The organism is Amycolatopsis sp. NPDC031561 (assembly GCF_055580625.1).
Genome location: NZ_JBVILA010000021.1, coordinates 121,286 through 142,342 on the forward strand (window position 1 = coordinate 121,286; position 21,057 = coordinate 142,342).

Annotated in this window: 21 protein-coding genes; 7 read left to right on the forward strand and 14 right to left on the reverse strand. The window is 68.8% G+C overall.

Going from position 1 to position 21,057, the window contains the following annotated elements; all coding sequences use genetic code 11:
• Positions 1-5 precede the first annotated feature (5 nt).
• On the forward strand, positions 6-701 hold the full coding sequence (locus ACZ5IK_RS32775; RefSeq protein ID WP_465491240.1) for a creatininase family protein: 696 nt from the start codon (positions 6-8) through the stop codon (positions 699-701).
• Positions 702-792: 91 nt separating this feature from the next.
• On the opposite strand, the gene ribA is transcribed toward ACZ5IK_RS32775, so the two are convergent.
• From ribA to ACZ5IK_RS32805, 6 genes are read right to left on the reverse strand one after another with little or no spacing between them, the layout of a single operon-like run.
• On the reverse strand, positions 793-1,425 hold the full coding sequence (ribA, locus tag ACZ5IK_RS32780; RefSeq protein ID WP_465491241.1) for a GTP cyclohydrolase II: 633 nt from the start codon (positions 1,423-1,425) through the stop codon (positions 793-795).
• The gene (locus ACZ5IK_RS32785; protein WP_465491242.1) at positions 1,422-2,402 is read right to left on the reverse strand and encodes a lysylphosphatidylglycerol synthase transmembrane domain-containing protein; all 981 of its coding nucleotides are present in this window, start codon (positions 2,400-2,402) and stop codon (positions 1,422-1,424) included. The genes ribA and ACZ5IK_RS32785 overlap by 4 nt, the downstream gene beginning before the upstream one ends.
• Entirely contained in the window at positions 2,399-3,217 is an 819-nt protein-coding gene (locus tag ACZ5IK_RS32790; protein ID WP_465491243.1) for a class I SAM-dependent methyltransferase, read from the reverse strand. The genes ACZ5IK_RS32785 and ACZ5IK_RS32790 overlap by 4 nt, the downstream gene beginning before the upstream one ends.
• Positions 3,214-4,281: a glycosyltransferase family 4 protein gene (locus ACZ5IK_RS32795; protein WP_465491244.1), complete on the reverse strand. Its 1,068-nt coding sequence runs from the start codon at positions 4,279-4,281 to the stop codon at positions 3,214-3,216. The genes ACZ5IK_RS32790 and ACZ5IK_RS32795 overlap by 4 nt, the downstream gene beginning before the upstream one ends.
• The gene (locus ACZ5IK_RS32800) at positions 4,278-4,676 is read right to left on the reverse strand and encodes a 6-pyruvoyl trahydropterin synthase family protein (protein WP_465491245.1); all 399 of its coding nucleotides are present in this window, start codon (positions 4,674-4,676) and stop codon (positions 4,278-4,280) included. The genes ACZ5IK_RS32795 and ACZ5IK_RS32800 overlap by 4 nt, the downstream gene beginning before the upstream one ends.
• Positions 4,677-4,698: 22 nt before the next feature.
• Positions 4,699-5,679: a dehydrogenase gene (locus ACZ5IK_RS32805; RefSeq protein WP_465491246.1), complete on the reverse strand. Its 981-nt coding sequence runs from the start codon at positions 5,677-5,679 to the stop codon at positions 4,699-4,701.
• Positions 5,680-5,739: 60 nt separating this feature from the next.
• Here ACZ5IK_RS32805 and ACZ5IK_RS32810 point away from each other — a divergent pair, with 60 nt between their 5' ends.
• A complete protein-coding gene (locus ACZ5IK_RS32810; protein ID WP_465491247.1) occupies positions 5,740-6,453 on the forward strand; it encodes a CDP-alcohol phosphatidyltransferase family protein in 714 nt (237 codons plus the stop codon).
• Here the strand turns inward: ACZ5IK_RS32810 and ACZ5IK_RS32815 are convergent, their stop codons facing one another.
• The 4 genes from ACZ5IK_RS32815 to ACZ5IK_RS32830 all read right to left on the reverse strand — a co-directional run bounded on the left by ACZ5IK_RS32815 (position 6,454) and on the right by ACZ5IK_RS32830 (position 10,747).
• Complete coding sequence (locus ACZ5IK_RS32815; protein WP_465491248.1) at positions 6,454-6,816, reverse strand: tautomerase family protein; 363 nt, start codon at positions 6,814-6,816, stop codon at positions 6,454-6,456.
• A 1-nt stretch (position 6,817) separates the two neighbouring features.
• A complete protein-coding gene (locus ACZ5IK_RS32820) occupies positions 6,818-7,381 on the reverse strand; it encodes a TetR/AcrR family transcriptional regulator (RefSeq protein ID WP_465491249.1) in 564 nt (187 codons plus the stop codon).
• Positions 7,382-7,457: 76 nt separating this feature from the next.
• Positions 7,458-8,039: an Rv1733c family protein gene (locus ACZ5IK_RS32825; protein ID WP_465491250.1), complete on the reverse strand. Its 582-nt coding sequence runs from the start codon at positions 8,037-8,039 to the stop codon at positions 7,458-7,460.
• Positions 8,040-8,170: 131 nt separating this feature from the next.
• On the reverse strand, positions 8,171-10,747 hold the full coding sequence (locus tag ACZ5IK_RS32830) for a sensor domain-containing protein (protein WP_465491251.1): 2,577 nt from the start codon (positions 10,745-10,747) through the stop codon (positions 8,171-8,173).
• 134 nt (positions 10,748-10,881) lie between these two features.
• Here ACZ5IK_RS32830 and ACZ5IK_RS32835 point away from each other — a divergent pair, with 134 nt between their 5' ends.
• The 3 genes from ACZ5IK_RS32835 to ACZ5IK_RS32845 all read left to right on the forward strand — a co-directional run bounded on the left by ACZ5IK_RS32835 (position 10,882) and on the right by ACZ5IK_RS32845 (position 13,499).
• Positions 10,882-12,033, forward strand: coding sequence for a beta-ketoacyl synthase N-terminal-like domain-containing protein (locus tag ACZ5IK_RS32835; RefSeq protein WP_465491252.1), 1,152 nt, complete (start codon positions 10,882-10,884; stop codon positions 12,031-12,033).
• Between the two features lie 107 nt (positions 12,034-12,140).
• The gene (locus ACZ5IK_RS32840; protein ID WP_465491253.1) at positions 12,141-12,806 is read left to right on the forward strand and encodes a DUF998 domain-containing protein; all 666 of its coding nucleotides are present in this window, start codon (positions 12,141-12,143) and stop codon (positions 12,804-12,806) included.
• A 66-nt stretch (positions 12,807-12,872) separates the two neighbouring features.
• Positions 12,873-13,499 (forward strand): AAA family ATPase, encoded by a 627-nt coding sequence (locus ACZ5IK_RS32845; RefSeq protein ID WP_101612692.1) that lies wholly within the window; start codon positions 12,873-12,875, stop codon positions 13,497-13,499.
• A 175-nt stretch (positions 13,500-13,674) separates the two neighbouring features.
• Here the strand turns inward: ACZ5IK_RS32845 and ACZ5IK_RS32850 are convergent, their stop codons facing one another.
• From ACZ5IK_RS32850 to ACZ5IK_RS32865, 4 genes are all read right to left on the reverse strand, one after another.
• Positions 13,675-14,829, reverse strand: coding sequence for a 4-hydroxybenzoate 3-monooxygenase (locus tag ACZ5IK_RS32850; protein WP_465491254.1), 1,155 nt, complete (start codon positions 14,827-14,829; stop codon positions 13,675-13,677).
• A gap of 72 nt (positions 14,830-14,901) precedes the next feature.
• Positions 14,902-15,849, reverse strand: a complete 948-nt coding sequence (locus tag ACZ5IK_RS32855; RefSeq protein ID WP_465491255.1) for a DNA polymerase domain-containing protein — start codon at positions 15,847-15,849, stop codon at positions 14,902-14,904.
• A 78-nt stretch (positions 15,850-15,927) separates the two neighbouring features.
• Positions 15,928-16,443, reverse strand: a complete 516-nt coding sequence (locus ACZ5IK_RS32860; RefSeq protein ID WP_101612689.1) for a lytic polysaccharide monooxygenase auxiliary activity family 9 protein — start codon at positions 16,441-16,443, stop codon at positions 15,928-15,930.
• A 237-nt stretch (positions 16,444-16,680) separates the two neighbouring features.
• Entirely contained in the window at positions 16,681-19,293 is a 2,613-nt protein-coding gene (locus tag ACZ5IK_RS32865) for a CHAT domain-containing protein (RefSeq protein ID WP_465491256.1), read from the reverse strand.
• A gap of 707 nt (positions 19,294-20,000) precedes the next feature.
• Here ACZ5IK_RS32865 and ACZ5IK_RS32870 point away from each other — a divergent pair.
• Together ACZ5IK_RS32870 and ACZ5IK_RS32875 are read left to right on the forward strand one after the other, a co-directional pair.
• The gene (locus ACZ5IK_RS32870; RefSeq protein ID WP_465491257.1) at positions 20,001-20,648 is read left to right on the forward strand and encodes a hypothetical protein; all 648 of its coding nucleotides are present in this window, start codon (positions 20,001-20,003) and stop codon (positions 20,646-20,648) included.
• Positions 20,649-20,709: 61 nt separating this feature from the next.
• Positions 20,710-21,033, forward strand: a complete 324-nt coding sequence (locus tag ACZ5IK_RS32875) for a hypothetical protein (RefSeq protein WP_465491258.1) — start codon at positions 20,710-20,712, stop codon at positions 21,031-21,033.
• Positions 21,034-21,057 lie beyond the last annotated feature (24 nt).

Below are 21,057 nucleotides of genomic sequence, written 5' to 3' on the forward strand. Positions count from 1 at the left end.
GCCCGGTGAATCTGTTCCCGACGACCACGACGGCCGACGAACGCGCCCGGGACACCGACGTCGCGGTGCTGCCCGTCGGCAGTTTCGAACAGCACGGCGCGCACCTCCCGCTGTCCACCGACGCGATCATCGCGACCACCATCGCCGACGCCCTCGCCTCGGCGTACCCGGTGCTGCGCCTCCCGCCGATCACGATCGCCTGCTCGCACGAACACGCGGACTGGCCGGGAACGGTCAGCATCTCGGCCGCGACGCTGTACGCCGTGGTGAACGACGTCGCCGCCTCGCTGCGCCGTTCCGGGGTGCCGAAACTGGTGCTGGTGAACGCGCACGGCGGCAACTACGTCCTGTCCAACGTGGTCCAGGAGTCGACGTCGCCGATGGCGCTCTTCCCCGGCGTCGAAGGCTGGCAGGCGGCGCACGACGCGGCCGGGCTGGAGACGTCACTGGACAGCGACATGCACGCCGGGGAGCTGGAGACCTCCCTGTTGCTGCACGCCCACCCCGCACTGGTCCGGCCCGGTTTCGCGGAGGCGGACCACCTGGCCGACGACCGGCGGCACCTGCTGACGACGGGGCTGCGGCCGTACTCGGAGTCCGGCGTGGTGGGGCGTCCTTCGCTGGCGACGGCGGAGAAGGGACGGCTGGTGCTGGAGTCGCTCGTGCGGAGCTTCGGGGACACCCTGACCGCGCTCGCCTGACCCACCCGCGCGTGCAATGAGGGGGACTTTCATTGCAAATTTCGCAATGAAAGTCCCCTTCATTGCATCCGCCGCGGGAGCAAACGGAGCTTCAGGAGCCGACTGAACCGACAGTGCCGATCGGCCCGACAGCGTCCAGGTGCGGCAGGAAGTGGTGCATCCGCTCCCGTTTCGTCCGCAAGTACCGCAGGTTCTCGTCGTTCGGCGTGACCAGCAGCGGCACCCGCTCGCTGATCCGCACCCCGTGCAGTTTCAGCTGGTCGACCTTCGTCGGGTTGTTGGACAGCAGCCGCACCGACCGCACCCCGAGGTCTGCCAGGATCTCCGCCGCCGCACGGTAGTCCCGCGCGTCCACCGGCAGCCCGAGCGCGATGTTCGCCTCGACGGTGTCGAGTCCTTCGTCCTGCAGCCGCATCGCCTTCAGTTTCGCGAGCAGGCCGATGCCGCGTCCTTCATGCCCTTGCGCGTACACGAGGACTCCGGCGCCCTCTTCGACGATCGCTCGCAGCGCGGCGGCGAGCTGGTCTCCGCATTCGCAGTGCATCGAGCCGAACACGTCGCCGGTCAGGCATTCCGAGTGGACCCGCGCCAACGTGCCCGTCCCCTCAACGTCGCCGTGCACCAGCGCCATCTGCTCGGTGCCGTCGGCGTCGAGGTAGCCGTATGCGCGGAAAACGCCGTAATGGGTCGGCAATCTGGTCTCTACGACCCTCTCCACGGTCATCGCGTTTCTCCTATCCGTACAGGTACCCCGAGGCGCGGTGCGGCGGGCGTATGAGTCTTGAAAGAGCGCGCCAGCAGTACGGCGGCGCCGGGAAAGCTCGCCACGAGCGCGAGCACGCCGTAGACGACGGCCACGGTGACGCCCTGCGCCGAACCGAGCCCGGCCGTGCCGAACAGCAGTGCGCAGACGCCTTCGCGAGGGCCCCAGCCGCCGATGTTCAGCGGCAGCCCCATCGCGAGCAGGGCGAGGATCATCAGCGGCAGCAGTTCGCCGACCGGTGCGGTGACCCCGGCCGCCCGCGCGGCGACGACGAACAGCGCGAGGTGCCCGGCGAGGGTGGCCACCGAAAGCAGGCTCACCCCGGGCCAGGTCTCCTTGGTCAGCAGGCCGAGCCGGACGTCGGCGAGGGTGACGGCGAAACCGCGGCGCCACTTCGATCCACTGTGGATCCAGTGTTTCCCCGCCGTCATCCCGGTGACGACGGCCGCGAAGGCAACGACGACGACCACGATCGCGGCGGCCAGGACGACCCCGTCGATCGGCGGCGGGACCACGGAAGGCGCACTGAGCACGACGGCGACCGAGGCGCCGATCACCGCGACCTGCCCCGCCGTCCGCTCCAGCACCACCGCGCGGACCCCGCGCGGGACGTCACCGGATTCGCGGCCGTGCTGCACGGCGCGGTTGACGTCACCGAGGACTCCCGCCGGCAGGACACCGTTGAGGAACAACGCGCGGTAGTACTCGCCGACGGCGCCCCACAACGACAGCTTCAGGCTCAGCCGCCGCGCGACCAGGCACCAGCGCCAGGCGCTGAACACCGTCGTCGCGAAGCCGATCCCGAGCGCGGCGGCGACGCCGGTGGCGTCGACCTCGCGCAGCCCGTCCAGGAAGGCCCGGGTGCCCAGTTGCCAGACGAGAACGGCGAGGATGCCGAGCGCGCCGAGGATCCTCAGCCACGGCCAAAATCGCTTCACGACGGCACCACCAGAAGATCTTCGTGCTGGATCACCGCGTTCAGTTCGCCAGCCGCGCACTGCGCGAGCCGCCACCGCAGGTAGGCGTCGCCGTCCGCCGCGAGCTCCGGCCGCTGCTCGCGGGCGGCGCCGACCCAGCCGGTGAGCCATTCCGCGGTCAGCGCGGCCTGGTCCGCCCCGAGCCGCCACGGGCTCGGGGCTCGCCGCACGGTGGCGCCGAGCCGTTCGAAGACGCCGAACGCGACGTCCACCGCGTCCGGGCCGAGCAGCCACCGGCCGTTGGTCACCCGGCGCTGGTGGGCGTTGAAGGCGTCGGCGATCTCGACGTCGAACTTGTCCTTGGGCGACAGCACGACCCGGCCCGAAACGCTCAACGTGAACAGGACCGCGCAACGGGCCTCGACGCACGCCTCCGCGAGCCTGCTCATCTCCTCGGCGGTGAGCAGGTCGAGCAGCGCGGACGCCGCCACGAGCGACGTCCCGGCGAGGTCCTCGGCGCGCAGTTCGGTGATGTCGCGTTCTTCGGCGACGACGGTGACTTCGCTTCCGTCCAAAGCGTGCTCCGGACGGCTGGTGCGGGCCAGCGCGTGGGTGAGCAGATCGGTGTCGCGGTCGTGCAGGATCCAGCGCTGGCGGCCGGGCAGCCGCCTGGCCAGCCAGCGGCCGAGTGATCCGGTGCCGCAGCCGAGATCCCGGACGACGACCTCGTCCTGTGTCTTCAAGAAGGAACGGACCGGCTCGATCAGCTCGGTCGCGCGCGCGGCGGCGTCGGCGTCCTCCCGCAATCGCAGCCAGCTGGGGGCGTACTTGGTCATGCCGCCGTCCTTTCGTTCAGCAGCACGGCGGCGACGCCGCGGGCCGTCGCGTCCCAGCCGGTCAGCGTCTCGCGGCGAAGGCGGGCGGAGGCGCGAAGACGGTCACGCAGTTCAGGCTCGGTGAGCCAGCGGCGAAGGGCTGCGGCCAGCGCGTTGACGTCCTCGCCCGGGACGAGGATCCCGGGCACGCTGCCGTCGGGCGACCGGCCGAGCGTGTCCGGCAGCGCGTCGACGGCGGTCGCGAGCACGGGAACGCCGTGTGCGAGCGCCTCGGTGACCACCATGCCGTAGGTCTCCGCACGCGAAGGCAGCACGAGAAGGTCTGCGGCCGCGTACGTTGCTTCGAGCGCTTCGCCGGACCGCGGGCCGGTGAGGGTGAACCTCTCGCCGAGCGTGTGTCGCCGCAGGCGCTCGACGTAGCGCGTCTCGCGGCGGATGGCTCCGACGCATTCACAGATCCACGGGAGATCGGTGAGCGACTTCAGCGCGTCCGCGAGCAAGCCCTGCCCCTTGCGCGGGGTCACGTTGGCGACGCAGACCAGGTGCGTCCCGTTCAGGCTTCCGGGCGAGACTTCGGCCTTGTCGACGCCGGGCGGTACCGCGTGCACGCGATGCGGGGCGAGGTCGTGGTGCTCGATCAGCCGCCGCGCCGCCCAGTCGCTCGTCGCGACCACGGCCTCGACCGCGCCGAGCGTCTCGCGCTCCAGACGGTCCAGTTCGGCGGCGAGCGAGGGCGAAAGTCCCGTCTCGTCGGCCAGCGGCAGGTGCACCAGCACCGCGATCGACAGCCGTTGCGCCGCGGGCAGGATCACCTCGGGCACCCCGCAGGCGACCAGTCCGTCGAGCAGGACCGCCGCACCGTCCGGCAGCTCGGCGAGCTTGCGCGCCAGGACCTTGCGCGCCTCGGTGTCGGGCCGCGGCCAGTTCCCGCGGACGGCGATCTCGCGGACCTCCACACCCGTCGCGGCGAGGCCGTCGCACAGGCGGCGGTCGTAGACGTTGCCGCCGCTCGGCGCGCTCAGGTCGTCGATGTCGTTGGGCAGGACGACGTGGAGTCCGTTCACAACACACGCTCGTAACTCGCCCACGCGACGTGGGATTCGTGCAGCGAGACGGTGATCCCCTCGAGCCCTCGCGCCCCTTCGCCGAGCGCTCCCGCGTGGACGCGGTCAGCGAGCCTGTCGGCGACGACCTTGGCGAGGAATTCGGTCGAGGTGTTGATCCCGGCGAACTCGGGCACGTCGTCGAGGTTGCGGTAGTTCAGGTCGGCGAGCACCGCCTTGAGCTCTTCGGTCGCCTTGCCGATGTCGACGACGATGTTGTCGGCGTCCAGCGCGGACCGGCGGAACGTCGCGTCCACCACGAAGGTGGCGCCGTGCAGTTTCTGCGCGGGTCCGAAGACCTCGCCGCGGAAGCTGTGGGCCACCATGACGTGATCGCGGACAGTGATACTGAACAACGGACCTCCTCCGGTCGTGCCCCTAACGCGTGTCCTCCATCTGATACGTGACACGGAGGCAGAGCGTTCCTGGTTCATTCGCGGCCAGACGCCCCACGACGTCCGGTAGTTCATGGAACCGGCATTCCCCGCTGACCAGCACTTCAAAGCCCGGATCGGCCAGAATTCGCAAAGCGAGAGCCAAGCGGTCGCCGTAGCTTCGGTTCGTGCGGCGAGCGGGCGAGACCATGCCGACCTGGCTGCTGCGGATCGTCAGGCGCCGTGAGTGGAAGTTCTCGCCGAGCGGGACACTGATCCGGCGGTCGCCGTACCAGCTCAGCTCGACGACCTCGCCCTCCGGCGCGAGCAGTTCCAGTGACCGCGCCAGCCCGGCTTCGCTCGCGCTGGCGTGCACGACGAGGTCGCAGTCGCCCAGCGCGTCCTCCGGTGTCGAGAACTCGACGCCGAGCGCTTCGGCGATCTTCGCTCGCCCCGGGTCGACGTCGATCAGCTGCACCCGCGTCGCGGGGAAACCTGCCAGCAGTTTCGCGACGCTGCTGCCGACCATCCCGGCGCCGACGACGGCGATCCGGTCGCCGAGTTTCGGCGACGCGTCCCAGACTGCGTTGACCGCGGTCTCGATCGTCCCGGCGAGGATCGCGCGCTCCGGCGGGACCCCGTGCGGCACCGGCGTGACCGCCGACGCCGGGACGACGTAGCGGGTCTGATGTGGATAGAGGCAGAAAACCACTTGCCCGGCCAGGTGCTCCGGACCATGTTCGACCACGCCGACGTTGAGGTAGCCGTACTTCACGGGGCCGGGGAAGTCGCCTTCCTGAAACGGCGCGCGCATGGCTTTTCGTTGACTCGGCGGGACCTCGCCGCGGAAGACGAGCGTCTCGGTACCCCGGCTCACGCCGGTGTACAGGGTGCGGACCAGCACCTCGCCGTCGCCGACCGGAGGGAGCGTGACCGGCCGGAGCTCACCGTCACCGGAACCACTGAACCAGAAGGCGCGTTCCATCGTGTCCTCTCATGTCGGACCTTGGAGACAGGGTCGCCGTCACCATAACGAGGAGGCCTCGTGATCAACCCCGGAGTTTTCCTGGGGGTCCTCGTCCAGCTGGCACTGTTGGGAACGCTGGACGCCGTCACCGGACTGGGCCCGCTGGGCTGGATCGCCGGAGCGGCCTACGGCGTCGCCGTGGGCGGATTCCTGACCTACGGCCTGAACCGGAGCACCGCGCGCTCCCTCGGTCCGGCCGACGCCGTGACGCTCGGACGCTCCGGGCTGGTCGGCTGTGTGACCGCCCTCGTCGTCGACACCGCGGGCGGGGAGATCGTCACGATGGTCGTCATCGCGTCGGTCGCGCTCGCCCTGGACGCCGTCGACGGCCAGGTCGCGCGCCGCACCGGCACGGCGTCGCCCCTCGGCGCACGCTTCGACATGGAGGTCGACGCGTATCTGATCCTGATCCTGAGCGTGGTCGTCGCCCAATCGCTCGGCCCGTGGGTGCTCACGATCGGCGCGATGCGGTACGTCTTCGTCGCCGCGAGCCGGCTGTGGCCGTGGCTGAACACCCCGCTGCCGCCGAGCCTGGCGCGCAAGACGGTCGCGGCGGTGCAGGGCATCGTGCTGGTCGCGACGGCTTCGACGATCCTGCCGCTCTGGGCCGGTTTCGTCGTGACACTGGGCGCGCTCGGGCTGCTGACCTGGTCTTTCGGCCGCGACACGTGGTGGCTGCTGGAGCAGCACGCCTTCAGCGGCACGCGGCGCGTGACGGCCGACGCCGCCTGATCACGCGTACTGCGCCTCGCCGTTCCCGAACGACCAGTTGATCAGATCGGTCTCGTTGATCGTCACGAGCACGTTCCGCGGCTCGGTCCCCGAATACTTCTCGGCGAGCTCCGCGATCCGCCGGTACAGCGCCTTCTTCCGTTCGTCGGTACGCCCCGGGCGCATGGTGATCGCGACGAACACGATCCCCTCGTCCCGGTGGATCCCCAGGTAGTCGTCGTATTTCAAGGTGCTCCGGCCGTTGAGGACCTGGAACCGGTCGTCGGCCGGGATGCCGAGCGTCTCGACCATCGCGTCGTGGACGGCGTTGCCGAGGGCTTCGAGCCTGTCGGTTCCGACAGCGTCGATGCGCACGAAGGGCATGTCAGTTCTCCTTGGTGGCGAGCAGGCCGAGGGCGCCGTCGACGGCCTTCGCGAACACGTCCGGGGATCCGGCGGCGCGGGCGAGGACGTAGCCGCCCTGCAGGACCGCGACCAGCGCGGTCGCTGTGGCGATGGAATCGAGCGAAGCGTCCAGTTCGCCGTTCGCGCGGCCCTCTTCGAGCAGTTCGGCGAGACGGCCGGTGAGCCAGCCGAAGGTGTCCTCGACCGGCTTTCGCAGGTCCGGATCGGCCATCACGTCGGGATCCTGGGTGAGCCTGCCGACCGGGCAGCCCTTGAGCACGTCGCGCTCGCGGCGGAGGTAGACGGTGATCCGCTCGACGACCGTGCCGGGTCCGGCGAACTCGGCCTCCGCCCTGGCCCGCAGCTCTTCGGCGTTGCGGCCGATCGCGGCGAGCGCGAGTCCGGACTTGCCCTGGAAGTGGTGGTACATGCTGCCCTGGCCGGCACCGGAACGTTCCTGGATCGCCTTCGGGCTGGTGCCGACGTACCCGCGCTCCCACAGGAGCTCGCGAGTGCTCTCGATGAGCTGTTCCCTCTTGTCCACACCGAGACCGTACATACTAGTAGGTACAGAGAGCAAGCCAAGGCCCCCGGAACGCATTTAGTCGACTAACCGCGCCTCAAGACCGCGTGTCCTGCCCGAACCGCTCCCACTCCCGGTCCCAGGCAGCGCGCCGCGCCCGGTCCAGCAGGTGCCGCGCGATCAGGTACCCCACCGCCAGCAGCGTCACCGCGATCAGCCACACGCCCACCCCGACGCCGACCCCCGTACTGGTCGCGTCCATCGGCGTCACCGGCGGATCGACCACGGCTTCGGCCTCGTCGAGCCACACGGTCACCCCGTCGCCCGCCGAAGCGCCGAGATCGGCGGTGACGGGCTCCTCCCGGAAAGTCCCGTCCGGCAACGTCCACCGGGCCGCCACCGAAGCGGTCTCGGCCGAAGGGGTCCCATCGACGCCGACGCGCGCCTGCGGAGCGTCTTCGAGCAGGAACGCGGTCGTCGAGTGCCGCACGGCCGTCTCGAACGCCGAGCGCTCCATCATGGCCGCGTAAGCCTCCGAACCGGCCGCCGCGGCCAGCGGGACGCCGAGCAGCGCCACCGCGACGCCGCCGACGAGGATCACCGCCTCGATCCGGTCCCAGATCCGCGCGAGCGGATTCCGGCCGGGACGGATCCGGCGCCACAGGAACAGAAGCGACACGACGGGCCTCCTTCGCCGGTTCCCCACCGACAAGACTGCGCCGGGAAGAGCCGGGGAGATAGGAGGCTTTGGTCCCTGTCAGCGGCGAGGAACGTTCTCACCCGGGATCACGTGCGCGGAGGCCGCACGGTTCATCGCACGACGTGTTCGTACGCGGACTTCAGGTCCCCGACCGGACCGGCCGGCGCGACCAGCGGCCCTTTCGCCCAGTCGCAGCCGAGTTCGTGCAGGACCTTCAGCTGCCGCGCGGTCTCGACTCCCTCGGCGACCACCACGAGGTCGACGGCGTGCGCCATCGCCATGATCCCGGCGACGATCGGCTCGGCGTCGCTCGACCTGCCGAGATCGGCCACGAACGACCGGTCGATTTCGATCACGTTCAGATCGAGACGGCACAGCTGGGCGAGCGACGAGTACCCGGCGCCGAACCGTTCCGCGGTCACCCTGACCCCGGTCTTCCGCAGCGCGTCGACGGCGTCGGCCGCGTCCTTCAGTGCCGTCTCGTCGACGTCGAGGCTCAGGTCGTGCGGTCCCAGCCCCGCGTCTTCCAGCGTGGTCTGAACCAATTGCAGCAACGTGGGATCGCCCAGTTGGCGGACCGAAAGACTCACATTCACATTACAGTGCACACCATGATCGGCACGCCATCGGGAGATCTCACCGGCGGCCTTGGCAAGGACCTCCGCACCGATGATCGTCAAAAGATCGCCGTCGTCGGCGATCTCGGCCAATTCCGCCGGATCGATCGGCCCCCGGACCGGATGGTCCCAACAGGACTTCGCCTTCACCGCGACCATGTCGCCGGTCCGCAGATCGACGACGGGCTGATAAACGGTCTCGACCAGCCCGTCCGCGACGGCGTTCCGCAGATCCTGCTCCAGGATGAAACGGTCCTGCACGCGTTTCCGCATGATCGGCGCATAGAAAGCAGAGCGGCCCGGTCCGAATGTTTTCGCCTGATACATCGCCAAATCGGCGTCTTCCAGCAATTCGTCGGCAGTGCGGGTATCACCGGGTTCTGCGATCACTATTCCGATGCTCGTATTGATATGCAGTTCCCTGCCGTGCACGGTGAGCGATTCGGCCAGATGCCGCTGGAGGTGGTCGGCCAGCGCCCGCACCTCGGCGGCTTCGGGATAACCGGTGGTGATGACCAGGAACTCGTCCCCGCCGAGCCGTCCGACCAGGTCCGAAGGCCCGGCGGCGGCCCGCAGCCGCTCACCGATGATGCGCAGCACCTGGTCGCCGACGGTGTGCCCGAGCGAGTCGTTGATGATCTTGAACTTGTCGAGGTCGATGAACAGCACGGTGGTCGTCTGCGACGGATCCGCGATCGTGAGGCGCAGATGGTTCAGCGCGAGCGTGCGGTTCGCGAGCCGGGTCAGCGGATCGTGGGTCGCCTCGTAGGCCAGCCGCTCGCTGATCGCCCGCCGTTCGGTGATGTCGGCGAAGGACGTCAGCACCGAGGGCACGCTCTGTCCCGGCGCCATCAGCGGACCGGACGTCAGCGAAAGCCACCGATGGGCACCGTCGCGCCGCCGCACCTGCACGACCCGTCCGGTCTCGACCTTCCCCGAGCGCCGCACGCGCGCCGACGGCAGATCGTCGACGGGCACCGGGGCGCCGTGCTCGTCGTGCAGCCGCAACGTCCGGCTTTCCAGGCCGACCAGGGAGCCCTCCGGCACGCCGGAGATCCGGTGCGCGGCGGAGTTCGCCAGCTCGATCCGCCCACTGGGGCCGACCAGCAGCACTCCTTCGTCGAGCGTTTCGACGACGGTGGCGAACTCGGCCTCGGCCCGGCGCTGCGCGGTCTCGTCGGCGCACAGCAGCACGTAGCCGTCGAACATCTCGGCCGCGGAGACGCGGACCGCGAGCGCTGTGCCGTCGGCGCTGAAATGCGTCGCCTGCACCACACCGCCCGCCGCGACGACCTGCCGCGGACTCATCGGCGCGCCCACGACTTCGGCCACCGGCACCCCGATGACCTGGTCGAGTTCGTGTCCGTAGACGGCCTCGGCCGCCGGGTTCCAGCTCGTCACCAGGCCGTCGGGCGAGGTCGCGATGATCGCGTCACTCGCGTGGCCGACCAGCGCGGCCTGAAACCGCAGACCGGCTTCCGCCGCCTTCTGCATGGTCAGATCGCGCATGATCACCTGATAGGCGGGTTTGCCCTCCCAGGTGGTGAGCACCGCCTGGGATTCGACGGCGACTTTGTGGCCCTGAAGGGTCTGCAGCATCATTTCGGTCGGCTCACTGAACGAGCCGGGCCCGACCAGCGAACCGATCCGCGCCAGCAACGCGTCCTGCGAGCCGGCGTCGACGAGGTCCGTGATGTGCATCCCGATGATTTCGGTCGACACACTCGCGCCGACGAAGCGCATCGTGGCCGAGTTCACGAAGACGACTTTGCCCCGCTGATGGACACAGATCCCGTAAGGGCTCGCCTCGACCATCGTGAGGTATTGCGTACCCAAAGTGCCGCCGTCGGAATTTTGCTCCAAAAGGCGGTACCCCTTGCCGAGAAAGGCAAGCGCGGGTTCACCACGTTGATCCCTCTCGGCGGACAACTCGGTCAGCAGGCGGACGAGCGAGGCATGACGGTCGGGTTCTCCAACCGTGCAGGTCGCGGTGCCGTTCGCTGGCGAGGAATCCTGATCCGAAGGCCGGTGGGTGTCGGGGGTCCCACCGTCGAGATCGTCAGGATCCATGTGATCCAAACCCCCTACTCGACTGATGTAGCTTCCGATTAGATCACTAAATCGACGTAGCCGTCCTCCTCGTCCAGCTGATCGGTGCGGCTTTTCCACCCCAGCGTTGACGGAATGCAGTTGAAGGGAAACACGTGCGGAGCAAAACAGACATCTGCGGCATCGGCGCCGTAACCGCCTACGGCTGGGGGCGCGAATCGCTGTGGGAGGGCCTCGCGAGCGGCGTCCCCTGCGCCCAGTACACCGACGGCTTCGGGGAAACCCCGGAACTGCCCGGCTGGGTGGCCCACATCCCCGAGGGCGGCAAGGCGAGGGACGGCAGTCTGCACGCCCGCGCTCTGCTCGCCGCCGCGCGGGAAGCGATCGAAGACGCGGGCACCCGCGGCTGGTCGCCGGGACGGCGGGTGGGCGTCATCTCCGGCGGTGTCCGCGAGGACCTGCGGACCTGGGACAGGCTCACCCAGCTCGGCGAGGAACTCATGTACCGGCGCGAGTTCATCGGCATGATGCCCTCGACCCCGATCGCCTCGCTGATGTCGGAGTTCGGTTTCCACGGCCCGTCGATGGCCACCTCCGCGATGTGCGCGACCGGCAGCGCCGCCGTCCTCACCGCGAAGATGTGGCTGGACGCGGGAATGGCCGACGACGTCGTGGTGGTCACCACCGATCTGTCCGCGACCCGGGCGATGGTGCGCAACTTCGTGCACTGCGGGGTGGCGATCACCGACACTCCCCCGCTCGACGCGTGCCGCCCTTTCCAAGAGGGCACAAGGGGATTCACCTTCTCCGAGACCGCCGTCGCGGTGGTGCTGACCCAGCGGAAGACCGACTCGTACGCGACCGTGCTGGGCGGCGCCATGTCCCATGAAGCGCACAACGCGATGGCGCTCGACCCGAACCCGGCGAACGCGATCTCGGCGGTGACCGGGGCCCTGGAGAACGCGAACGCCGCCGCGAAGGACGTCCGCTACCTGAACGCGCACGGAACGGGCACGAAACTCTGCCACCGCACGGAATCCCAGATCCTCGAAGCGGTCTTCCCCCGCACCACGGAGATCTACTCGATCAAACCGCTGACCGGCCACAGCCAGTCCGGCAGCGCGCTGACCGAGATCGCGACGACCTGTCTCGCGGCACAGCGCGACCTCGTCCCGGCGCCGAAACCGGTGGCGGACGGGCATCCGCAGCTGATGGACGGGCCGTCCCGGCCGGAAAGCGGGCTCACCGTCAAGACGTCGATCGGGATGGGCGGGTACGTCGCCGCGGTCGTGTTGGACGCCGCCTGACTCCTATTCGATAACACAAGGTATCAACGTCGTCACGAAGTGTCATACCCGGTGCTCATCGGGCCGATACTGCCAAGTAGCGATACGCACTAGGCACGGAGGCGGCCATGAGCCCGAGAACGGCATCCGACAACCTCGTCCACAACTACCTGTTCTTGCGGCGTGCCATCGGTTTCCTCGGGATCGGACTGCCTTTCGTGCTGATCTTCGGGAAGATCGCCGTCGACGGCGGCGGCCTGCTCAACTCGATCAGCGGCTACTACTACTCGGGGATGCGCGACGTCTGGGTCGGCGTCATGTGCGCCATCGGTGTCTTCCTGTTGTCCTACCGGGGTTACGGCCGGATCGACGACATCGCCGGGAACATCGCCGCGGTGGCCGCGGTCGGCGTGGCGCTGTTCCCCACGACACCGTCGAACGGTGACCGCACGGACGAGATCCTCGGCCTGCTGCACCTCGGGTTCGCCGCGGTCTTCTTCCTCACCCTGGCATTCTTCTGCATCGTGCTGTTCACCAAGTCGGACAAGGAGATCCCCGGCGCCCGCAAACCCGAACGGAACCGGCTGTACGTCACCTCGGGCGTGATCATGCTGGTGTGCCTGGCCTTGATCGTGCTCTGCGGCCTCGTCTTCGACGATCTGACGAAGTCGCTTTACCCGGCGCTGTGGCTGGAGTCGGTGGCGATCTTCGCGTTCGGTGTCGCGTGGCTCACCAAGGGCGGGACGCTGCTGCCGGACAAGACCGTGACGGCGGGAACGCGGGTGACGGTCTGACCTGTACCGGAGCCGGGCCGATCAAGGTAAAGGAACCTTTATCATCGGCCGGGTCGTTGACGCGGTATGACTGAGCGCATCGCACTCCAGCTCGGCCGCCGCGACCTCCTGGTGGTCGCGGGGATACCCGGGGCGGGCAAGACCACGCTCCTGGCCCGGGCGGCGACCGGCGCGATGCCGGTGCTCGATTCCGACCAGGTCCGCGCGCGGCTGCGCGGACGGCTGCCCGCCGCGCTGCCGTACCGGTGCTACCGGCCGCTGGTCCACCTGTGGCACCGCGCGCGGGTCGTCCGGGCCGCGCTCGCGGACGGTGGCCCGCTGGTCGTGCACGAGCCGTCGACCCGCGCGACGACCCGCGGGCTGCTGGCCCTGCTCGGCCTGGTGAGCCGCCGCCCGGTCCGGCTGCTGTGGCTCGACGTCACCCCGGAGGAGGCCCGCGCGGGCCAAGTCGCGCGCGGGCGCGTAATCCGGCCGCGGTCGTTCGCCCGCCACGTCAGAAGGGCCGAGAAGGTGCGCCGCGACCTGCGCGCCGGCTGGGTCCCGGCAGGCTGGCACGGCGCGCGGATGGTGACCCGCGAGGTCACCGGTGCGCTGCGGTTCGTCACCGAAGAGGAGCCGGGAAGAGGCCGCTCAGGCGACGTCCGGCTCCTCCCGGTCGACCGGCCCGGCGCGCCCACAGTGCGCGCAGGTTAGCGGTTCCGGGTCGGGTTCGTCCGAAGGTCCGGGTCGGTTCGGGGGCGGCCACGGGTTCCCTGGCGCCCAGCGGATGCGTACCGGCATCGTCGTTCGTCCTTTCCACGGAGAGAAGGACCCCCGCACGGAGATACGGACGTGCTGATCCACCGGTTCACCCCATCCCCGGATCGGGTCAGATCCCCACGTAGCTCTCGGCGAAGAAGTCCTGGTGCGCACGGGAAACCCGCAGGCTCTCCAGCCGCGCGTCCCGCAGGGCCCGCTGGAAGAGGGCCTCGTCGTCGTATCCGGCCGGGCTGTGCAGGAGACCGATCATCCAGTGCGAGAACTCCTGCGCGCGCCAGATCCGCGGCAGGCACTCCGCGGAGTAGCGGTCGAGCGCCGTCGTGTCGTCCGTTTCGTGGGCGGCGATCAACGCCTTGGCGAGGATCTCGGCCTCCATCAACGCGAGATTCGCGCCTTTCGCGGCGGCGGGGCTGATCAGGCTCGCCGCGTCGCCCGCGAGGAACAGTTTCCCGCGCTGGATCGTGTCCATCACGTGCGAACCCAGGTCCACGATCCGGCGTTCGATGACGGGGCCGCGTTTGAGCGCGCCGTACCGCTCGCCGCGCATCCGCAGGCGCAGTTCGTCCCAGATCCGGTCTTCGGTCCAGGTGTCCGGATCCTCGCCGCGCGGGACTTCGAGGTAGTAGCGCGTCACCGTCGGCGTCCTCGCCATATGCCCGGCGAAACCGCGTTCGTGGAGTGCGTAGCCGATCGCGGACATACTGGGCGGCGCTTCGGCGAGGATCGCGAGCCACGAGATCGCGTGGTCTCGCTGGAAGACCTTGGCGGGAACGGATCTCCGCGAGACGCCGTGCCTGCCGTCGCAGCCGGCGATGTACCCGGCGCGCAAGAGACGGTCGTCGGCGATGACGGTGGCCTCCGTCCCCGACACCGACGAAACCTCGGTCTCGAACCGGATCTCCCCGCCGCGGGCGAGGAATTCCGCGATCAGATCGGTGACCAGGAATTGCTGCGGATAGACGGTGTGCACCTCACCGCCGCCGAGTTCGCCGTACCTGAGCTCGAATTCCCCTTGTTCGGCACGGAAGGCACAGGTGTCATGCCGGACGCCGTTGGCGAGAAGCCCGTCGGCGAGTCCGTTCCCGTCGAGGACACGGACACTGTTCGCGGCCAGAAATCCAGCCCTGGCACGGTTTTCGACGTACTCCCGGCTTTTCCGCTCCAGGATCAGGCAGTCGATTCCGGCCGCGCGCAAAAGATTTCCCACGACCAGTCCGGCCGGACCCGCGCCCACGATCAGTACATCGGCGTCGTTCTTCCCCACGAAAGCCCCCCGTGCCCGCGCCCTCCCCCACTGCGATCCACGGTACACAAAGTGCGTTGAGCCGGGGGATGTTCAGCCCTTCTGGGCACGCAACCTCGCCCGGCGTTTCCCTTCGTGCATCGCCACGACGCGCGCGATCGGGATCGTGTGCCCCTGTTCGACGAGGTCGGCGGGCAGCGTCTGCGGTGCGGGCATCGCCTCGGCCCACGGGTCCTTGTCACCGAGCAGACCCGGCGCCGTGTAGACGGTGAAGTCGGCGGGGACCACGTCCGCCAAGGCATCCCAGGCGACCGGGAACGACACCGGCAGTCCCGGCCGCAAACGCGGGCTGTAGGCCGCCGCGACCGTGTTCCCGCCTGCCCGCGTCGAATCGAGGTACACCTTGCCCTCGCGGTCTTCCACGATGTACGCGGTCGTCGCGACCGACGGGTCGACCTGCTCCGCGCGAGCGGAAAGAGCGCGGGTCGCGGCCGCGACGTCTTCGAACGTCTGCCCCGGCACCAACGGGACGAAGATGTGCACTCCCTTGGAACCACTGGTCTTCACCGCGCCGGCGAGCCCGGAATCGGAGAGCGCCCGCCGCACCAGTCCCGCGGCCTTCACGACGTGCGCGAAATCGTCACCCGGCGGCGGGTCGAGGTCCAGGACCAGATGCGTCGGGCCCGCGACATCCCCGGCGGTCATCAACGTCGGGTGGTACTCGACGGCGCGCTGGTTCGCGAACCACAGCAACGTGCGGCGGTCGTCGCACAGCGCGTACGACACCTGCCGCTGGGAGGTCTCCGCCCAGATTTCGTGCCGCTTCACCCAGCCGGGTGTGTATTTGGGCAGGTTCTTCTGCATGAACGGGTCCTGGCCGCGCAGGACGCGGATCACCGACAGCGGCCGGTTCTCCAGCACCGGGAGGAGACGTCCCGCGACGAAGTCCAGGTAGTCGACGAGGTCGCGTTTCGTCGCGCCCTCGAACAACGGCTGGTCGAGGTTGGTCAGCTTGACCCCGTCACGCTCGTCATCGCTCATGACGGTGAGCCTGACACAAAAAGCCTCGTGAGTGGTACGGACGGTGAGAACCGTCCGTACCACTCACGAGGCCGACGCTTAGCTGATGTTGGCGTCGATGCAGGCGTAAAACGCGTTCGCCGTGTCGTAGACGTTCCAGCGGGCGAGGATCTTGTGCCGCCCGCTCTGCTGGAGGTTCACGCTGTGCGTGACCGTGGCGCCCGGCTGCGCGCCGTTGTCGTTGACGGTCGCGACCTTCGCGCCGTCGACGAAGTACTCCCACGTGCTGGTGCGGTGGCGAGCCGTGATCGTCCACCGGAACGTGGTGGTACGGCCGAGGGAATGCACCTTCCAGCCCTTGCTGTCATTGTTGAGATCCGAGAAACGGCCGACGCCGCCGCTACAGCTCATGAGCCCCTTGGGGCCCTCGACGCTTTGCGGTTCCCATTTGATGTCACCGCAGGAAACGGTGTTCTGAGCACACTGCGCCTGCCTGCTGGCAGGTGAGGAGACGTAGCCGTGCGCGCTGGCGGTACCCGCCGGGATCGCGACCAGAACCGCCGGCACCGTTGCCGCACCTGCCGCCAGGGTCAAAAGCCGTCGTTTGAAGCTCATGCCTACCCCTTTCCCATCTGTGCACCCACCGCCGACCCGGTGGCGGAACCGTCCGTGGAACTCGAGGTTCCTGGGGCCACGGCGAGCGAAAAACCAATGAAGGTTGGGACCACATCCGCCGAAGCGCCGAGCGGCGAATGTGGTCTAGACCATAATTGGTTCAGACGACTCGGTCAAGAGTAACCAACCGGGCACTTGGAGTCGTGAAGATCGAACAGGGGTTGTCAAGTCGGGCGATCAGCCCGCACCCAAACAGACGAACGGTCGCCGGAACGGATCAACCGCGACGGCGTCCGCCAGTGCCGTCGCCGGTCCGGCGCCTTCGGCGAGTCCGCGGTGGTAATCGTCCATCGCGGCTGCGGCGGCTTCGTCACCGACTCGGCTCAACGGCGCGATCACCGTCCGCGAGCCGCTCGCGAGCAGCGCGCTGGCGAAACCGAGGACTTCGTCGCCGGGCCGGATCCGGTTCAGCGCCAGTTCGCACGACGCGAAGACGACTTGCGACGGCGGCTGCGCGAGCCCGGCCATCTCGTGCGCGAAGAGGGTGCCGTCGGCCAGTTCCAGCCGGGAGAACAAGGCGTTCTCGGGCTCGTGCGCACCGTGCGCGGCGATGTGCGCGAGCTTCGCGCCGTCCAGCGCGCCGAGGACGGACCGCACCGTCGCGTCCGGCCCGGTCAGCGTATGCGCCGTCCGGTAGTGCGTGGCGAGTTTGGCCAGCTCACCCCTGGTCCCCACGAGGCCGGGTCCGCTGACGAGGACGACCTTCCGCGCCTCGGGGACCGTCGTGCGTTCGGCTCCCAGCCAGGCGGTCGCCGACGGGGCGACGACGATCGGCCGCGACCGCAGCGCCGGCAGCACCCCCCACGGGACGGCGAACAGCGGACCGGTCGGCACGACGACCAGGCCGCGATCCCCGAGCAGCCCCTCCAGCGGCCGGATGAGCTGGGCGTCGAGCCGTTCGGCCTGTTTCCGCGCCGAACCGAGTACCGCCTGGACCAGGGGTGGCGGCAGGTGATCCGGCGCGAGGGCGTCGAGATCGACGTTCAGCATCCGCGCCGACTCCGCCGCCGATGCCGCCGAGCCGAGCCGCACCAGTTCGCACCGTCTGCCCGCGACGACCACCGCCACCAGGTCGTCTCCGGAGGACACGAAGCTCACCAGCGCGCGTTCGCCCAGCTCGTCGGCGACCTCGGCGAGCCGCGCGACCGGCCGCGGCCTGCCCCAGCGTCCGGTGTGCCACCCGAGCCGATGCGCCTCACGCAACCGCTCGGCGTGTTTCGCGCGCAAGGCCGCCGTCGGATGCCCGTCGTGCTGCGCCTGGTGGATCGCCTGATCGAGACCCCGGACCTCACCGACCCGCTCGGCGAGATCCGGATCGTCCGCGGCAACAGGTTCGTACCGGTAACTTTGCGCGCGGGTCCGTTCCGTCCAGCCGAACAACCGGGCCGCGTCCGCGCGTTCGAGCACGATCTTGACGGCCAGATCCGCCAGTTCCCTGCCGTGCAACGCCGTCCCGGACACCAGTTCGAGACCGCCCATCCGGTCGCGGACCCGGTCTAGTTCGGTGAGCCCGCTCCTGATCTCGGCCAGCGCCCTGGCCTTGTCCCCCTCGGCGACCGCGAGTTCCGCGCGGCAGAGCCGTCGCAGCATCCGGTAATCGACGGCGGTCAACCGGCCCGGCTGCGGAATCCGCGCCAGCAGTTCGGCGGCGCGCTTGCGCTTTCCCTTCCGCAGCTCGACCCGGACGGCCAGCATGCGCGCCAAAGCGGCCTGATCGGCGAGCCTCGGCATCGGCATCCCGTTCGCCGCCCGCAGCGCGCGGGCCGTCAGGTTGGCCGGGATATCGTTGGTACGCAACGCATCCCGCACGTCGGCACGAAGACCGACGATCGTCGCGTTGGCGACACAGGTCTGGCATCCCCAGCGCAGCGTCCGGCGCCGGGCCGAAGAGGCGTACGTTCGGGCGAGTTCCAGGTCGTCGGTCATCAGCGCCGCGGAGGCGCGGAACAGCTCCACCCCGCCCAGATCCCTGGTGATGCTCCGCTGTTCCAGCATCACCGGCAGGATCTCGTCGAGATGGGCTCCGGCCTCTTCGGCCAGGCCCGCGGTCAGCAGCGCTTCGGCCCGTTCCCACCGCAGCAGCGGCGGGATCTCCAGGTCGAGAGATCGGTAGATCCGCTCGCTTTCCTCGTAGAGCCGCAGTGCGGCGGGCACGTTCCCGACGCGGAGTTCCAGCGTGCCCAGCGGGCGGCGGACGTCCGCCGCCTGGGCGTGCAGGCCGTTCCGTTCCGCGAGCGCCACTGCGTTGGCGAGGTCCCGCCTGGCACGGCGGATGTCGCCGAGCCTGGTGTAGGCCAGCCCCCGGGTGGTCAACGTGCCCAGGTACGGATCGAGCGAGGGCCCGGGATCCTTTTCCATGGCCAGCAGGGCCTCTTTGTGCGCGAGCGAGGAATCGAAATACGCCGTGCTTTCCTCGTTCCGCCCCACCGCCATGAGCAGGAGTCCGTAATTGTGGTCGAGCTGGCCGCGCAATTCCGCGTAGAGCCGGGGGTCGTCCACCGCTTTGAGCAACAACCGGACGTCGTCCAGGCCCGCGAGGCCGGAAGCCACGCCCCCGCTGGTCTCAGACCCCACGGTCGCGATGCTGGAAGCCAGCCGGATCCGGGTGGCCAGCCAGTCGTTCCTCATCCGTTCGGCGACCGGATGGATCGAATCGAGCAGGGCCATCCCCCGCCGCAGCAGGAGAATTCCCTCGCGTTGACGGGCCGAACACGCGGCATCGATACCGGCGCGCTGCAGTTCTCGCGCCTTGCGAATGACATCGGCTTGATCGAGCTGTGTAACCGCCACTGATCTATGACAGCACACTCCGTAGCCGAGAGTCGCCCGCCACCGGTTCTTACCCGGGTGACGGGCGAAACCTCTTCAGCCAGGAGTGTTGCTCAGGGAGTGGGCGGCGGCGTCTGAGCGCATCCGCCAGGGCAGTCCCAGACTCGTTCGTTCTGGTGCTCACAGTCGGGGCTGTGCTGGTGTTCTCCCTGGTCGGGCTTGGGCTGAGCCGGGTCGACCGGCTCTTCCTCACCGATGGGATCCTTGACGTCCGTAGGCGTCGACATTTGACGATCTCCTCCCCTGATGATCTTTCTTTGTCGTGCCAGGCAGCCCCATCACACCGGGCCCCCTCTGATTCGCAGGCCCTCTTCCTGCGAACGGGGCAATAGTGCCACAACGGAGCAGTGATCGGGAGTTTTTACCTACACTGAGTCATCGGCGGCACCCAAAAGGGGGACGCCTAGTTAGCGAACCTCACGACCTGCGCCGAATGGCCGAACGAGGGGTACGCCGTCTCCGACCCGCTAGCGGGACCGAGATCATCAACGAATCCCTTGCCCGGAAAGGGAAACTGGCCGGAAGCCACGCGCGGACCCGGCAGAGCCCACTGCGCCATCCGGCCTAAGATCCAAAAATACTTGTGGCACAAGGGTTTCCGGCCACGAAGGCCGGGGAACTCACGGCTCGTCGGGGGTTGCCTGGCAAAACATCCGGAGGAGATAACGATGCCCACGTGGTTGGTCATCATCATCGTCATCGCCGCGGTCCTGGTGGTGGGAGCGGCCGCTTGGTTCGTCGTCGCGGAGCAACGGAAGCGGCGGTTGCGAGAAACGTTCGGGCCCGAATACGACCGGGCCGTCAAGGAACACGAAAGCCCGCGAGAAGCGGAACGCGAGCTGTCGTCGCGAGTGAAACGCCACTCGGACCTCGACATCCGGCCGCTGCCGTCGTCCACAAAGGACCGGTACGCGCAGGAATGGGCGCTGATCCAGGAACAGTTCGTCGACCGCCCGTCCGGTGCCGTCGTCGACGCGGACCGGGTATTGGTCTCCCTGATGGCCGAGCGCGGCTACCCGACCGAGGGGTACGACCAGCAGCTCGCGGATCTGTCCGTCCGGCACGCGAACGCGTTGCGGCACTACCGCGCCGGGCACGACACGCTGGTGCGCCATCGGGATTCCGAAATGTCCACAGAGGACATGCGTGAAGCGATGAAGCACTACCGCGAAGTGTTCGAAGATCTGTTGACCGATGGTGGCGAAGGAGCGGAAAGTTATGGAGAGCAGGCCTCTGGGAACCGAGGGAACGGAACCGCGGAGCACGGAAAGCGCCGCGGGGACGACGGATCGGCTCGACGGGGAACGGACCGCTGACGGTCTCGGCGACACCCGGGCCGACGAAGATTCCGGGCACACGCTGAGCACCGAGGACCTGGTGGCCGCCGAACCCGAGCGCACCACCGGAACCACGGCCGAACACCACGAGGACGAGGCGCAGACGTTGTTCGAAAACGTCGACGTGGACAGGTTCCGTGAGAGCTGGCAGGGCATCCAGACGGCCTTTGTGGACGATCCGCAGCGGGCGGTCAAGGAGGCCGACGAACTCGTCGCCGTCGTGATCCAGAACCTGGCCACGACCTTCGCGGACCACAAGAAGGAACTGGAATCCGCCTGGAGCCAGGGCGAACCGGCCACCGAGGACCTGCGGATCGCGCTGCGCCGCTACCGCTCGTTCTTCAACCAACTGCTGAGCACGTAGCCAAAACCTCGTGAGTGGTAAGGA